At 32.6% G+C, this 15136-nt stretch carries 15 protein-coding genes and 3 riboswitches; all 15 genes read right to left on the reverse strand.

Going from position 1 to position 15136, the window contains the following annotated elements; translation table 11 throughout:
• Positions 1-3: 3 nt before the first annotated feature.
• The 15 genes from IMX26_RS07995 to IMX26_RS08065 all read right to left on the reverse strand — a co-directional run bounded on the left by IMX26_RS07995 (position 4) and on the right by IMX26_RS08065 (position 15135).
• Entirely contained in the window at positions 4-633 is a 630-nt protein-coding gene (locus tag IMX26_RS07995) for a precorrin-8X methylmutase (RefSeq protein ID WP_195161145.1), read from the reverse strand.
• Positions 626-2008, reverse strand: a complete 1383-nt coding sequence (locus IMX26_RS08000; RefSeq protein WP_195161146.1) for a cobyrinate a,c-diamide synthase — start codon at positions 2006-2008, stop codon at positions 626-628. The genes IMX26_RS07995 and IMX26_RS08000 overlap by 8 nt, the downstream gene beginning before the upstream one ends.
• A gap of 130 nt (positions 2009-2138) precedes the next feature.
• A riboswitch (cobalamin riboswitch) is annotated at positions 2139-2330 on the reverse strand.
• A 210-nt stretch (positions 2331-2540) separates the two neighbouring features.
• Entirely contained in the window at positions 2541-3317 is a 777-nt protein-coding gene (locus IMX26_RS08005) for a sirohydrochlorin cobaltochelatase (RefSeq protein ID WP_195161147.1), read from the reverse strand.
• Positions 3318-3411: 94 nt separating this feature from the next.
• Positions 3412-3601, reverse strand: a riboswitch (cobalamin riboswitch).
• Between the two features lie 42 nt (positions 3602-3643).
• Positions 3644-4957, reverse strand: a complete 1314-nt coding sequence (locus IMX26_RS08010) for an HD domain-containing phosphohydrolase (protein ID WP_195161148.1) — start codon at positions 4955-4957, stop codon at positions 3644-3646.
• Positions 4958-5226: 269 nt separating this feature from the next.
• Positions 5227-6594 carry an MATE family efflux transporter gene (locus IMX26_RS08015; RefSeq protein ID WP_195161149.1) on the reverse strand — a complete coding sequence of 456 codons (1368 nt, stop codon included), beginning with the start codon at positions 6592-6594 and terminating at the stop codon, positions 5227-5229.
• Between the two features lie 399 nt (positions 6595-6993).
• Positions 6994-7590, reverse strand: coding sequence for a thiamine phosphate synthase (locus tag IMX26_RS08020; protein ID WP_195161150.1), 597 nt, complete (start codon positions 7588-7590; stop codon positions 6994-6996).
• A gap of 13 nt (positions 7591-7603) precedes the next feature.
• Positions 7604-8707: a 2-iminoacetate synthase ThiH gene (gene thiH, locus IMX26_RS08025; RefSeq protein ID WP_195161151.1), complete on the reverse strand. Its 1104-nt coding sequence runs from the start codon at positions 8705-8707 to the stop codon at positions 7604-7606.
• A gap of 11 nt (positions 8708-8718) precedes the next feature.
• Entirely contained in the window at positions 8719-9486 is a 768-nt protein-coding gene (locus IMX26_RS08030) for a thiazole synthase (RefSeq protein WP_195161152.1), read from the reverse strand.
• 3 nt (positions 9487-9489) lie between these two features.
• Complete coding sequence (gene thiF / locus IMX26_RS08035; protein WP_347707904.1) at positions 9490-10308, reverse strand: sulfur carrier protein ThiS adenylyltransferase ThiF; 819 nt, start codon at positions 10306-10308, stop codon at positions 9490-9492.
• Positions 10298-10489, reverse strand: a complete 192-nt coding sequence (gene thiS, locus IMX26_RS08040) for a sulfur carrier protein ThiS (RefSeq protein ID WP_195161153.1) — start codon at positions 10487-10489, stop codon at positions 10298-10300. Before thiS ends, thiF begins: the two co-directional genes overlap by 11 nt.
• Positions 10490-10620: 131 nt before the next feature.
• Positions 10621-10729: riboswitch (TPP riboswitch) on the reverse strand.
• Positions 10730-10807: 78 nt separating this feature from the next.
• Positions 10808-11671, reverse strand: coding sequence for an aminoglycoside 6-adenylyltransferase (locus IMX26_RS08045; RefSeq protein ID WP_195161154.1), 864 nt, complete (start codon positions 11669-11671; stop codon positions 10808-10810).
• A 281-nt stretch (positions 11672-11952) separates the two neighbouring features.
• Complete coding sequence (locus IMX26_RS08050; protein ID WP_195161155.1) at positions 11953-12591, reverse strand: GntR family transcriptional regulator; 639 nt, start codon at positions 12589-12591, stop codon at positions 11953-11955.
• Positions 12592-12757: 166 nt separating this feature from the next.
• Positions 12758-13654: a thiamine pyrophosphate-dependent enzyme gene (locus IMX26_RS08055; RefSeq protein WP_195161156.1), complete on the reverse strand. Its 897-nt coding sequence runs from the start codon at positions 13652-13654 to the stop codon at positions 12758-12760.
• Complete coding sequence (locus IMX26_RS08060) at positions 13654-14835, reverse strand: transketolase C-terminal domain-containing protein (protein WP_195161157.1); 1182 nt, start codon at positions 14833-14835, stop codon at positions 13654-13656. Before IMX26_RS08060 ends, IMX26_RS08055 begins: the two co-directional genes overlap by 1 nt.
• Positions 14836-15135: a 4Fe-4S binding protein gene (locus IMX26_RS08065; protein WP_195161158.1), complete on the reverse strand. Its 300-nt coding sequence runs from the start codon at positions 15133-15135 to the stop codon at positions 14836-14838.
• Between the last annotated feature and the right edge of the window lies 1 nt (position 15136).

A 15136-nucleotide genomic window follows, 5' to 3' on the forward strand; every position in this document is an offset into this window, starting at 1 on the left:
AGCCTACTTTATTTGTTTTAATAAGGCGTTAATAATTGCTACAGTAACAGTACTTCCACCTTTACGACCTTCAACTGTTATATAAGGAATATGTTTATGGTTAGCTAATTGTTGTTTAGACTCTGCTGCCCCCACAAATCCTACAGGTACCCCAATAATAATGGGGGTTTCTTTGGTATACTGATTACAGAGTTCTAATAATTTAAACAAAGCAGTTGGGGCATTACCTATGGCAAATATTTTAATATTTTTATTAAAATATGCCTTTTCAATAGCTGCCATTGATCTGGTAATGCCCTGCTCTTTAGCTATTTTCTTGATATCGTCATCGTGTACATAGTTGCATAACTCACAGTTTAATGAAGCCAGTTTTGTTTTATTAACACCTGCCTTAATCATGCTGGTGTCAGTATAAATTTGGCAGCCCTCTTTTAAGTATTTTAGGGCTTTACTTATTACTTCACCATTGAATTTTATTAACTGCTCATACTCAAAATCCGCAGTGGTGTGGATAACTCTCTTAATTACAGGTAATTGAATTTTTGAAAAACCAGCAGGATTTTTCATTATAGATTCAATGATTTCCATGCTTTTTTCCTCTATAAGATATGGGTTTACTATATAGTTAGTCATTTTTTCTCCCCTTTTTTAAGTAGTTGTTAACAGATTTTACAAGGTTTTGTGGAAAACTTAAGTTTGCATAATAGTGTAAATGAGCATATGAACCCACACCATTAAGTTTTGAAAGACCACATGTCCATTCTTTTATAACCTGTTGTTTACGTATTTTTTGTAAACTAAAAACTTTGGTTTCAGTGTTTGGCAATAGCTTAGAGCGATGAAACTCGTGAACTTTCGTTGTGTGATTTTCATCTCCATAAATGTTACTGCTTAAATTTGTTAGGGTAGCATAACCAAAACGCTGTAATCTTTTTGTCATTACAGCATCACTATTAAACCAAGCTACCATACTATGCTTTTTGTCTTGTAGGGTAGTTATTGAATTACATAAATACATCAACCCACCACACTCTGCTACATAAGGTAGTCCTAAAGAAAGCTTATTTTTTATATCTGTTAACATTGCTTTATTGCTCTCTAATTCAGCAGCAAAGACCTCTGGAAAACCCCCACCGAACATAACCATGTTCGCTTCAATAGGTAGACATTTATCTGTTAAGGGGCTGAATTTTATAATATTTACACCTAGTTCTTGTAACAAATCTAAATTATCTTGGTAATAAAAATTAAAGGCTTTATCATAAGCAAGTGCTAGATTTAAGTCTGTTATTTTTTCTATGTTTATAAACTCAGCTTTTATAGGCTTAGCCTTTTTAGCTAAAGCCTTTATACCATTAAGGTCTATTGTTTGCTCTGCTAAGTAAGCTAATTTATTTATAATATTGTTTAGTTGACCTTGCTCAATTGCTGGAACCAAACCCAAATGCCTCTCGGGTAACATAACCTCTTGTGATTTTGTTAAATAACCGAGGGCTTTAACATTGCTGTATTTTTCAACAGCCTCTTTAAGAAGTTGATAGTGTTTTTCACCGCTTACATTATTAAATATAACAGCCTTAAGGTTTAAATCTTTATCAAAATCAGCATAACCTTTAACTATAGCGGCAACTGATTGGGAGATTCCTTGCGCATTAACTACTAAAATTACTGGCAAGCTAAGTATTTTTGCAATTTTAGCAGTACTGCCAATATCACTGCCAATTTCAGCACCATCAAATAACCCCATAACTCCCTCTATGATGCTAATATCTGCATCGTTGTTATTCTTTAAATAAAGGTATTTTAAGTATTTTTCCTGAACCATCCAGGAGTCTAGATTGCGACAACTACGTTTTGTAATATAGCTATGAAAAGCAGGATCAATATAATCTGGACCTACTTTAAAAGGCTGTACTTTATGGTGTTTTGCCAAAGCAGCCATTATAGCCATAGATACTGTTGTTTTTCCAGCGCCACTGTTGGTACCTGCGATAACTACTGCTGACATTTAACTTACCTCATTCTAAAATTTTAATAAGACAACTATTTTTAAAGCAAAAAACACACCTAGGAATAGGTGTGCATAAATAATAAAAGTATTATTAATTACTACTGCCACCTACCTCCCACCGAAGTAGTTGATTAACTTGATATAAGGCAGGTCTCCTGGCTCACAATCACTCTACTCTCTTGCCTTCCCATTTAGTTAAAATAGTGGCTTAATTAAGATTTCGTCATGTTTACAGTAACGGGGGCTGCAACGGTTTTTCACCGTTTTCCCTCTTAGCCTTTGTTTTACCAACAAAGGAACCTTAAATCGCTATTCAATTTTTAATTATAAAATTAATTAATAATTTATTACATCATATTCATTAAAATTATGTTATTAAACAAATAAAATTAATCTTTTTTTATATAATTCTGAATTCATTCTATAGACTTTCTTATTATTAGTCAAGAAGAGCTTGTAAAATGTTATTTTCTACGAATAGTTAGTATATTTTCAATGAACAAAGGCATTAACTAAGTTATTTCCTTTTTTATTGTCCCTGTTTTAAATGTTTCACAAATATGTCTCTAATCTCTGGTATCTCTCCAAGTCCAGTTAAATTTACTTCAACTAAGTAACCTTGACTCTCTAATAATGATTTCCATGAATCTGGCTCTTCACTTGCCATATCATTTTGGGCATGATCACCAGCTACAATCATAAAAGGCATTAGATGTATTTTAGAGATATCTTTACATTTAATAGTAAGCATTAAATCCTCTATTTCAGGGTGCCCTTCTACTGTTCCAACATAAATATTTTCTTGAGCCAACTCTCTAAAGGCATCTTCTAAATTTAAATAGGATTCGTTTGCAGCATGCTCTGTACCATGTCCCATTAAAAATAAAGCCTCATTATCCTTAAGTTGAGGTATGTATTTTAAAACTGCTTTTGCGGAAGATATATAATCTTCATGAGAAGACAACAAAGGTTTACCAAAAGAAAACATACTAAATTTATTACTAAATTCTTTTATTTCTGCTAAAGTTTTATCATATTCAAAACCATTTATTACATGCGTGCTTTGGCACATTACTTCTTCATAGTTTTTTTGCAATATTTTTTCTAGTGCTTCTGTTGGTGTATTAACAATTATGTTATCTCTATCCTTAAGTTTTTTTATTACCTTTCGTGATGTAAATGCTCTAAATACATCATATCCCTCAAATTTATTTGCAAAGTTCTGTTCTATTGCCAAAATAGTTTTTTCTCTTGTTTCTTGATATGTTGTGCCAAAACTTATTACCAATAAAGCTTTTTTACCCATAGTTACCCTCCTATTTTTTTAAAACAAAAAAAACACCAAAAATTGGTGTGATTTTTAAATAAAATAAAACTATATCACCAACTTCCCTCCGAAGTAGCTTGTCACGGTAAAAGGCAGGTCTCCTGGCTCACAATCTCTCTACTCTCTTGCCTTCCCATTTTTTAAATAGTGGCTATTTAAGATTTCGTCATGTTTACAGTAGCGGGGGCTGCAACGGCTTTTACCGTTTTCCCTCTTAGCTTTTATATAAAAAATATAAAAGAACCTTAAACTGTTTATTAAGTTGTTTTTAATTTTAATACCGGTGTTATATTTAGTCAAGCCAATTAAGGTAAATAGCTAGCTTTTTTATCAGCTACTGAGCAAATATCATGATTTGCTTTGCCACCTACCGCCTCAATCAACTCAACATATTGATTATAAGAATCTACTTCAGCTACCATTCTGGCTAATTCTATTTTTTCATAATGTTTTATTAAAAGATTGACAATTTCAATGTCTTTTTGGCTTTCTGAAAACATTTTTTTTAGTTCAAAGATTACCTTCTCCTTTGGAAACCTTTTTCGATACATTCTATCTTCTCTTAATGCACTAAACACATCTGCAATAGTAAGGATTCTACACTGTATTGGTAAATATTGAGCATAAATATTAAACGGATAACCTTTACCGTCTGGCTTTTCATGGTGGTAAGCTGCCCAATCTCGCACATCTTTTAATCCTTTAATTTTCTCTAAAACTCTGTATGTATCATATGGGTGTTTTTTTATGTAACTAAACTCAACTTGACTCAACTTTGAGGCTTTGTAAAGTATTTCATCTGGCACTCCTAGCTTGCCAATGTCATGAACATAACCAGCTATTTTCAGTTTATCACATTCCTCATCGGGTAAACCACATAAAACACCTAAATAATATGAGGTTATTGCTACCCCATAAGAATGATTTATGGTATTTGGACTTTTAAAGTCGATCATATAGGCTATGATTATAGCAAATGAACATATTTCTTTATAGGTTAACATAGTATCAAACTCTTTAATTTTCTTTAACCTTAACTGTGTAATCCTAGCCGAAGGACTCACAATATGTAACCAAAAACAATCTTTATTTGTTACATTTAAAAATGCTTCTTTTACTTTGGTACTTATATCTATACAATTATTATTTGCAGTTTCTACTATTTGAGATTTTTGAACTAAGCTGTTTTCTGTTAAATCTAATTCACGAGCAATATAACAAGATAAACGAACTATATCGCTTTGAATTTTTGCAGTTTCTGTTGATACATTAATATCTTCTCTAAAGATTAAACACTTAAAAATATTGCTGATATTTTCAACCCTACTACACTTGCTTAGTATTTTGTACATAGAACGGCAATAAACTCTTTTAATCTTTGATTGGAGCTTATCACTATTGAACTCAAAGTTTGTAATCAATGTACCTACGCAATGTAACAAAGAGCATACTACTAAATCCCTTTGTTGTACGCTATTTAATCCATAACTTTGTCCAATACCGTATGCAATTCTAGCTGTAACAACGCTATGTTCATGTAAATTAGGATTCGCTAATTTTAAAGATTCAACAATACATTCAACCATATCCAGTAATGTAACTTGAGTCGTATTAGTCATTTGCAATTCTCCTAATATATGTATAAGCTACCTTTAAACTATATCGACAAATTTTATATTTTTTTTAGGATATATTATTAAGTTTTTTAGTTGATTTAAGAAAAAAAGCATATGAGAATCATTAATTACAAATTAAGTTATTATTATAGGCATTTGTTGTAGATGACTTAAAATTAAATATATTTTTGTAGTTTTTAATTTATAACATAAAAAAAACTGCCGCTTTATATGCGACAGCTTTATATGCAACATTGTAATATCTTATATTCTTAGGCAGCCTCTCTTTCAACTACAGTCGGCTGCATTTGTTTTTTATTAATAACAACAGATATTACCCCTAATATTAATTGACCAACACAAAGGCCTAATAACATGCCAATATAACCATTTATTTTTGAGCCCATAACTGTTGCAGGTATGAGTAAAACACAAGTGCCTAGCCCGTTTATTATGAAACCCCAAAATGGCTTACCAATAGCATTTAACTTTTGTCCTGCCCAATTATAGAGGTTTAGCCCAATAGAACCAAATAACATAATTTTTAAGTACCAAACCGTTAATTTTATTACTTGAGGATCCTGAGAAAATACTCTTGTTAAAGGCTCGGCAAAAACAACTGCTGCCACAAACATAAATAAACCAAATACTATAGCTATTTGATTAATTATTTTACGTAATTCGCTAACTCTACCGTACTGTTTTGCCCCCCAATTTTGCCCGATTAGTGGAACTATAGTTGTGCCCACTGCACCACTAATTACAAAACCAAAACTCTCTATGCGGGTTCCTGCTGCAATTGCTGCTACCGCTGTTGAACCAGCAGTTGCCGCTGCTAAAGCTGTTAAAACACTTCTTAAAATCTGGGGGAAGAGCCTGACTACAGCACCAGGTAAACCTACATGTAAAATCCTTTTCCATGACTCAAAAACAGTTTTAAAACTCCTGATTTTAAAATCTAATAATCCATGATGAAAGTGTAAAAAGGAAAGCGTAGCAATCATACCTGCAAACCTAGAAATTATAGTTGCTAAAGCAGCTCCCTTAATACCCATAGCAGGCAAACCAAACCAACCAAAAATTAGGATTGGATCTAAAATTATATTGGTAATTGCACATACCAGCATCACTAAAAAGGGTCTAACCATATCTCCTAAAGCCCTCATACACGAATCACTTACAGGAGGCATAATCACCACAAATACACACGAATACCAAATAGTCATATACTCTTTTACCAAGGGCAAAGTTTCACTGTCTGCTCCCAATAGTTTAAATACAGGATTTAAAGTCAATAAACCAATTATAGAAATAATTATTACTGTAAGTGCAGATAACAAGATACCATCTGTTGCTGTTCTTTTCATTAGGTTTTTATCTTTATTACCTACTGCTCTTGCCAATACAGAGGTTGCACCTATGCTCATACCAGATGCAATAGAACCCACAATCATAACAACAGGAAATGTAAACCCCATAGCCGCCAATGATTGTGTGCCTAGCTTACCTACAAAATAGGTATCTGTTAAGTTAAAGATAGTGAAAGCTAACATACCACCTATAGTTGGAATAGCTAGTCTTATCATATGTCTCCATATACTACCCGTTGTTAAATCTAAGTACTTTTTTTTCTTGCTCATTTTTGTTTTACTCCATTCTATTCACACACCTCATAACATAATGAACTGAATGAACTAACCAATAAAAATTATACCATAAAAAGATATTAAAGAATCCACTTTAAGCATTTAAAACTCGTAAATATGAAAAAAAACAACCAACTAAATATAAATATATTTAAACATATACAAACATTATATCAAAACGTTAACATTTTTCAAGTAAACAATTCTATAAGTATTGCCAGAGCTAAGTAATCATGTTAACTTTGTACAATCCTAATTTATTAATTTAGTAAAAAATAATTCAATTCAAAAATTACTTCTGACTATTTAAATATGGTAGGGTTACTCTATTCATTGATAATTGTAGGTAAGTAAAAAAGGGCTGTTTTTTAAACTGCCCTCTTTTGTTTTATATTATTTAAACATTGACTGCTTTAAATATTTTGCTGATAAGTAGGGGTTTAGCGAACCCATTATTGCGGACATAACAGCTACTCCATATGCACCAGCTTGTATTACTTTGGCTATATTCTTTTCACTTATTCCACCTAAAGCTATAATCGGTATTTTCACCTGTGTCTTTATTGCTTTAATTAATTCAAGACCTTTAGGTTTAAGACCTTGTTTGCATTTTGTTGGATAAATATGACTTGCCAAGACATACTGGGCGTGTCTCTGTTCTGCATAAACAGCCTCTTTAATATTATGCACAGACATACCATAGGGCATATTATTTAAGTTTAGCTTTTGTTTTAAGTAGTCCTCATAACCAATATGAAAAAAATCTGCTTTAATTTTTTGAGCTGTTTTAAAACAGCTATTGATTATTAGCTTTTTACCATATTGGTGAGTAATATTATTAAGTTTTAGAGCTATAGGTAGTAATTCATTATATGATAAATCCTTTTCTCTTAAAATAACTGCATCTACCCCACCTCGATATGCCTCTGAAACAACACTATAGATATCACCACGTTTTATTAAATGCCTATTAGTTATAAGATATAACATTTTTCACCTTTAACTATAGCTGTAACCAGTCTTTACAAACTGGCTGATAACCCCGTGATAATAGATATTGTTTCATTTCAGCTACATTACGGTTATCTGATATTTCAAACTGACTGTCGCTTGTACTATCGGCAGAGTGACCTCCAACTTTGGTAGAAACCCCTGCAGACATTTTTGTTACACCTAAAGGTACTAAGTTATTTCTAAAACTTTTACTCTCTCTAGTAGAAATATTAATTGCAACTCTAGGCATAAAAACTCGTAACGCTATCATCATTTGAACCATATTTTTTTCCTCTATATTTATAAAGCTATTAAAGCTACCAATATGGGGTCTCAATCGTGGTAATGAAACGCCTACTTCTACATCGGGGTATTTATTTTGCAGATAATTGGCATGTATTCCTGTAAAAAAGGCCTCTTTACGCCAATCATCAAGCCCAAGTAAAGCACCTATATTAACACTATGCATTTTTGCTAAACAGCCACGTTCAACTGCATCTAACCTAAACCTATAGTTCTTTTTTGGACCAGAAATATGAACTTTATCGTAAATTGTTTCGTTGTAGACCTCTTGATATACAGTAAGTGAATCTACCCCAGCTTCAACAACCCTACAGTATTCTTCTTGTGTAAGTGGGTAAATTTCAATAGCTATAGAATCGAAGTATTGCTTTAAAACTTTAACTGCATCAACAATATATGAAACAGGCGTGTGTTTATTTGACTCCCCTGTTAAAATTAAGATATGTCGTAAACCTGTTGCTGATATTGACTGGGCTTCTGCTTTTATCTCGGCCATGTTTAACTGCTTTCGGGCAATTTTGTTTCCAATATTAAATCCACAATAAGCACATTTGTTAATGCAATAGTTTGCCAAATACATAGGTGTATAAAGCTGAATTGTTTTACCAAAGTTTTGAACTGTTAGGCTATGTGCTTTTTGGGCTATCTGCTCTAAAAGACCCTCGGCAGTGGGAGAAAGTAAATTTAGGTAATCATTCATGCTAAGTTGATGTTGGGAGATTGACCTAATTACATTTTCTTTTGTAACACTACTAAAAAAGGTATTAAAAACAAAGTGTTTGTATTTAAGATACTCTTTATAAAATGACATTTTTAATCTCCTTATTTAGTCAAAAAGCCTGTTAAAGGAGAGGAAGCATCAGCACATATTTTTTCGGCTCCTGTCTTGGCTAAGTAAGCAATTCTACCAGCTTTAACACTTAAGTTAAAGGCTTTTGCCATCTGCACTGGGTCTCCAGCAGTAGCAATAGCTGTATTTACTAAAACAGCAGCAGCGCCCATTTCCATAGCTTCTGTTGCTTGAGACGGTTTACCAATGCCTGCATCAACAATAATTGGCAACTTTATTTCTGCTATTAATATTCTTAGTAGTTCTTTAGTTTTAAGCCCTCTATTTGTACCTATAGGTGCACCTAAAGGCATAACTGCTGCAGCACCTGCATTAACAAGACTTTTAGCGACCATTAAGTCAGGATTCATATAAGGTAAAACAATAAAACCTTCTTTTGCTAATATCTCTGTTGCTTTAATTGTTTCATAATTATCAGGCATTAAATACTTATTATCAGAAATAACTTCTATTTTAATCCAGTCTCCACAGCCCATAGCTTTTGCTAACCTAGCTATCCTGACAGCTTCCTCTGCATTTCTGGCCCCAGAGGTATTAGGCAACAAGATGTTTTGTTTAGGTATATAGTTTAGAATATTTTCTTCTGTTGAGTTTAAATCAACCCTTCTTAAAGCCATGGTTATAATTTGGGACTCAGAGCTGTTTATGACCTGAGGTATGAGTCGTTTATCTGGAAATTTTCCTGAACCAATTAAAAGCCTACTACTAAGTTCGTGCCCTGCAATAATAAGTTTATCCATAGTTTATACATCCTTTTCGTCCATTAATATTCTTAAAACAGTATTTGCTTGATGATTGGCAGCAATAGCAACTCGAGGAGCCATAAGTCCACATCCTGGTTTTGCTTCAGAGACACTGTCACCTATTAAGTAAAAATTATCTTTAATTTTCTTGGTGATTATTGTGTTGTTAGAGAAATAACCAGCTACACCAGAGGCCGATACAATTATTTTATGAGGCATTTTTAACATTACTGTATTAATAAGAGTTGCCTTTGAAACTGCACTATCTAATGCCTCTACAATTATATTTGCATCCTTAAATAACTGCTCTATATTGTTTTCCTCTATAAATATATCTTGCGTTTTTACTTCAACATAGGGATTAATGTTATAAAGTAAATCTTTTAATGCCTCTGTTTTTTTCATACCAATGTGCTTAATAAAATACTGCTGTCGGTTTAAATTACAAGGTTCAACAATATCAAAATCTAGCAAAGTTAAATGGCCAATACCAATGCGAGCCAATGATACCGCAATATTAGATCCTAATCCACCTAAGCCAGCTATGGCAACCCTAGCATTTTTAATTCTGTTATGCACGCCCGGACTATGCCGAGCTATCAAAAGACTCTCAAGCTCTTCTCTTAAGGGAATTTCACCCCTTTTTATCAGGGTAAGTGTATCATTTTCTTTAAGAGCAGCATCTTTATTTATAATAAAGCCATTTAAAATAACCATATCAGCATTAGCTTTGTAAATTTGTTTCACTGTAAACGCTGTTGTATTAGCTGTCACCCTAAATTCTTTTTCATTTACCAAAATTTTTATTTTAACCACCACCTACAAAGCTAATAATTTCAATTTTATCTTCTTGTTTAAGTTTATAACTATCATAATGCTGTTTAGCAATAATTTGTAGGTTAACCTCAACAACAACCTTATTTTGTGATAGCTGCAACTTAGTGAGTAGCTGGGCAATAGTAATATTATTAATTTTCATTGCTTTACCGTTAACTATCATAATAGTCTCCTTTCTCTAGGGAAAAGAGCAAATAATAAATAAAAAAGAAGTAGAATAATCTCTACTCCCCTCATAACATATATTTTAAAATTAAAAATCACAAATCCTAAGAAATTTGTGATAGATAGTTAACATATTATATCTGACTTTCCTACGATGGCATTATCCACATCAGGTTATGAGGGTCAGAGATAACATCTCTTTCTCAGCCTATTTATACAGGCTCCCCTAGTTTTTATTAAGTTTTCTAAAGAGATTTTAGCATAGCTTTATATTTTTTACAATAGAACTGTAAAAATATGTGTTATTACTAACACTTTAATTATTATTATTTCTTAGTTCTTCTCTTACTTTACTTAAATAAACTCGTACTCTTTCGTCATCTAAAAATGGGTATTGGTAGTTGAGTTTATCTGCCACCCTAGAGCCAACCTTACGTATAAAATTGCCTGCTTTTTCGAGGCTATCCCAAATTTGCTCATAATTTGTGGTAGCATGAAGCTCAATAAATTCTTGATATTCTTTTTTATTTAGATAGTTTTTATACCACTTGCCTGCCTTACCTAAGTTAACTTTCCAATTATAGTTATAGGCAATATCCCAATCTATTAAAGCTCTAATTGCCTTCATTAAATAAACATCATATACTCTACGTACATATGGAAACTCATCTCTCCAAATCCCTTTGGCAATGTAAGGCTGTATCCACCATGCTTCATTAATAGTAGCATTATACGTTTTTTCATCTGGCTTTTGAATAAAATAGCTACTCTCATTAGGCTCAGGTAACTTTGGTGCCATGTTATCTTTATCTAATAACCACATACTAAGACTATCTTGTTTAGCTCGCTGTGACATTTTTTTTAGTGACTCAAATGATAAATCTATTCTAAAGTCTTCAAACTGCATTAAAAATATATATGAATTATTCTTATTATCATTCTGTTGAACAATTACAGGATTACCAAAGTAGTCATAAATCCAATTATCATCAATACGGTAGTCATTATTTGCAAGATCCTTTATAAAAAATACTACATCGTAATCCTGCATTTTATCTACTGGAGCATTTTTATTTACTCTAGAACCATTAAGTAAAACAGCTCTAATACAGGTTTCTTTATTTGCAAAATTGAGTATTATCTTTATAATATCGTCTTGAATTAATGAATTAAAATTCATTGTTTTTCTCCCTTTATTGTATTAATCATTAGCTAACTGTTTATTTGTTTGTTCTATAATTATTCTTAGTATAGCTATAAATGTATTTGCTATTTTGCTTAAAATTACTACATCAATATATCGGCGCTATTGTCAGATACATTAACTATATTTATATTTTTCTTTCACTTATTTTTATATAATTTTTAATAAAGACCCAACTAACCGCACTTTACTATTAAAATAAGCAAAGGGCTCGCTTATTATGCAAACCCCCTGTAGTCATTTACTTAAAATGTTTTTTATCCAAAAAACCTCTTAGACAATTGCTCTAAAAATATTCTGGTATGTTCTTCTGTTGCTTTACGTGCTTGGTCTATATCTCTATTTTTTATTGCTGTTGCTATTCCTCTTAATGAGTCTTGAAACCATAATCTATCTTCTAATACATAATTTATATACTGTAAAAAACGAGCAGTTTTTATATTTAGTTCATCGAGTACATTATTTAGGATAGGATTATTGGCTGCCTCTCTAGTTAGCTTATGAAACTTTTGATCTTCTATTATACATTGTTTATAGTCAACAACAATATTAATATGTTCGAACCTCTCTACAATAGCAAAAAGCTCATTAATAACCTCATCACTAGCTCTTTGAGCTGCCAATTCAGCAGCTAATCCTTCAAGATTTTTTTTCACTTCATAAGCATGTTTTACAGACATTAAGTCTATTTGGGTAACAAATGTACCAATTCGAGGACGTATTTCAAGAAGTCCAATTTGAGATAACTTAATAATAGCCTCTCTTACTGGAGTTCTACTAACGTTAAACTCTTCTATTAAATGTTTTTCATTAATAGAATCGCCTGGTTTATATTCTAGTTCAACTATTCGCCTTTTCAGTTCATTATATATTTCAACATTAGCAGTTTTACTCATTATATCAACCCTTTTACAACAGCTATTTATAAACTACCAATTAAATTACTTTTGTCCCAAAAATATAAAGCAAGATTATCAGCAGTGCAGTACTTTGTAGCAGTATAAACAGCTTAGCTAATTTCTTTTGTTATACTATACACCAATTATAATATAATAGGTAGAATTATTTAACCCAATCTCTTCTCATTTTTTGCCATTTTGCATCACGATAATCTTTAATGACCTTGATATCTGCTTCTTTTAAGTGTTTAAATCTACCCTGAACCTTCAAGTAATCTTCTACACTTGCAAACTCTTTAGGATTACGATTTAAGCTAAACTCACCCTTTTCGTATTCTGCTAAATACCATAAACCACTGTCTACAGCTAACTTTGCTAAGCTAATAGTGATATCACTAGCGTGTCCCCAACCTGTTGGGCATGGTGCAATTACATGTATATATGATGTACCCTTAGTATTTTTTGCTTTTTCAACTTTATTCATAAAATCTTCTAAATAACCAACACTTGCTGTTGCAGCATAAGCAATACCATGAGCAGCTACAATCTCAAACATATTTTTCTTCATTGTAATAGAACCCGGCAAGTTATCTCCAGCAGGTGAAGTAGTTGTACGAGTACCATAAGGAGTTAAGCCACTTTTTTGAATACCAGTATTCATATAAGCTTCGTTATCATTACAAATATAAATAATATCATCATTACGATCTATTGCACCAGATAAAGCCTGTAAACCAATATCTGCAGTACCGCCATCACCAGCAAAACCAACTGTTTGGGTTTCTTTAATGCCCAAGGCTTTTAGTCCAACTGACATACCAGAGGCTACTGCTCCAGTTGAGGCAAAGGGTGTGATAATAGCATTATTTGTAAAAGCCATGTTAGGATATATAAAAGACACCGCAGACATACATCCAGCTGGTAAAGCTGCAAATGTCCTTTCCCCTAACACCTTCATAGCTAATCTTATTGCTAAACTCTCTCCACAACCACCACAGGCTTTATGGCCATAAAACTGCTCTTTATTTGTTATTGTACGAGCGTTATATTTTTTATTCATTATAGCTCACACCTCACATTTACATACTGTATTCTCTCTTGTTCTTTACCTCGAGCGGCCAGACTTAAAGAGTTAAAAATACCGCTAATATTTTCTTTAGTTATGTCTCTACCACCTAAACCTCCAATAAAGTTATAGGTTTTAGGTAATTTTTTTAGGGTTGTTAATGCTGAATTAACATTTGTAAATATTGATCCTTCATATCCAAAAGATATATTTTTATCCACCACTCCTACTGCCTTAGCATTTTTTACTGCCTTAGCTATTTGTTTTGCTGGGAATGGACGAAGATAACGTAGTTTTAGTAAACCAACTTTTTCACCTTCAGCACGTAAGTTATCTACAACAACTCGAGCTGTGCCAGTTACACTACCTGTTGTAATTAAAATTACCTCGGCATCATCACATCTATACTGCTCTATTAAACCCTGATATGACCTGCCAAACTGCTTGGCAAAGTCTGCATCTACTTGCTCTAACACTTTAACTGAGTTTTGCATATCGATTTCTTGTTTAATTTTAAACTCCATATTAAAATCGTTACCAGCAGATATACATAAACTCTTAGGATTATTTACATCCATAACTTGTTCTGTTAAATTAATAGGGGGTAAAAATTCATTAACTTTTGCTTGATCAGGAATATCTACTAATTCATAAGTATGGGTTAACACAAAACCATCTAAGTTAACCATAACTGGTATCATTACATCTTTATGTTCAGCAATTTTATAGGCTTGAATCATCATATCTAATGCTTCTTGAGCATCTTCTACATAGATTTGAATCCATCCTGAATTAATTAAAAACATGGAATCCATTTGATCTCCATAGATATTCCATGGGGTAGCAATAGCTCTATTGGCATTCATCATAACAATTGGCAAACGTTGACCGCTAGCATATGGTAAACACTCTGCCATGTATAATAAGCCTTGTGAAGAGGTAGCTGTAAAGGCCCTAGCCCCTACTGAGCTTACTCCTATAGCACATGCCAAAGCACTATGTTCGGACTCTACATGCATGTATTCAGCTTTTAATGATCCGTCTTCAACCATTTCAGAAAGTCTTTCAACAGCGATAGTTTGAGGGGTGATTGGATAGGCTGAAATAACATGAGGTTTTGCTAAACGTACACCCTCTGCAACAGCATCATTACCGCTTATAAATTTTTTGGCCATTTATTTTTCCTCCCTTACCATATCAATGGCCTTTAGCTTGCACTCATAAGCACAAACTCCACAGCCTTTACAATAGTCGTAGTCTATCTCTAGTTTTTCACCTGATTTATCAATAGCACCGTCTGGGCATACTAAAAAACAGCGTAAACAATTAACACATTTACTAAAATCAATAACAGGTTTAAAGGTTCTCCAACCAGCATTAATACTTGTTAAGTGATCACCTTTACAGGTAGAACCAAGTGGATAATCTTTTATTGTTTTTGGCTCAGTCCATTTACGTACCTTAGGTCTATCCATT

The sequence above is a fragment of the Clostridium sp. 'deep sea' genome (genome assembly GCF_014931565.1).
Taxonomy (GTDB): domain Bacteria; phylum Bacillota; class UBA994; order PWPR01; family PWPR01.

Coding starts and splice junctions, on each gene's coding strand:
- IMX26_RS08000 (WP_195161146.1), bottom strand. CDS start 2,008: ATGTCAGCAGTAGTTATCGCAGGTACCAACAGTGGCGCTGGAAAAACA.
- IMX26_RS07995 (WP_195161145.1), bottom strand. CDS start 633: ATGACTAACTATATAGTAAACCCATATCTTATAGAGGAAAAAAGCATG.
- thiH (WP_195161151.1), bottom strand. CDS start 8,707: ATGTCATTTTATAAAGAGTATCTTAAATACAAACACTTTGTTTTTAAT.
- IMX26_RS08020 (WP_195161150.1), bottom strand. CDS start 7,590: ATGTTATATCTTATAACTAATAGGCATTTAATAAAACGTGGTGATATC.
- thiS (WP_195161153.1), bottom strand. CDS start 10,489: ATGATAGTTAACGGTAAAGCAATGAAAATTAATAATATTACTATTGCC.
- IMX26_RS08065 (WP_195161158.1), bottom strand. CDS start 15,135: ATGGATAGACCTAAGGTACGTAAATGGACTGAGCCAAAAACAATAAAA.
- IMX26_RS08010 (WP_195161148.1), bottom strand. CDS start 4,957: ATGACTAATACGACTCAAGTTACATTACTGGATATGGTTGAATGTATT.
- IMX26_RS08050 (WP_195161155.1), bottom strand. CDS start 12,591: ATGAGTAAAACTGCTAATGTTGAAATATATAATGAACTGAAAAGGCGA.
- IMX26_RS08055 (WP_195161156.1), bottom strand. CDS start 13,654: ATGAATAAAAAATATAACGCTCGTACAATAACAAATAAAGAGCAGTTT.
- IMX26_RS08045 (WP_195161154.1), bottom strand. CDS start 11,671: ATGAATTTTAATTCATTAATTCAAGACGATATTATAAAGATAATACTC.
- IMX26_RS08060 (WP_195161157.1), bottom strand. CDS start 14,835: ATGGCCAAAAAATTTATAAGCGGTAATGATGCTGTTGCAGAGGGTGTA.
- IMX26_RS08005 (WP_195161147.1), bottom strand. CDS start 3,317: ATGGGTAAAAAAGCTTTATTGGTAATAAGTTTTGGCACAACATATCAA.
- IMX26_RS08030 (WP_195161152.1), bottom strand. CDS start 9,486: ATGGATAAACTTATTATTGCAGGGCACGAACTTAGTAGTAGGCTTTTA.
- IMX26_RS08015 (WP_195161149.1), bottom strand. CDS start 6,594: ATGAGCAAGAAAAAAAAGTACTTAGATTTAACAACGGGTAGTATATGG.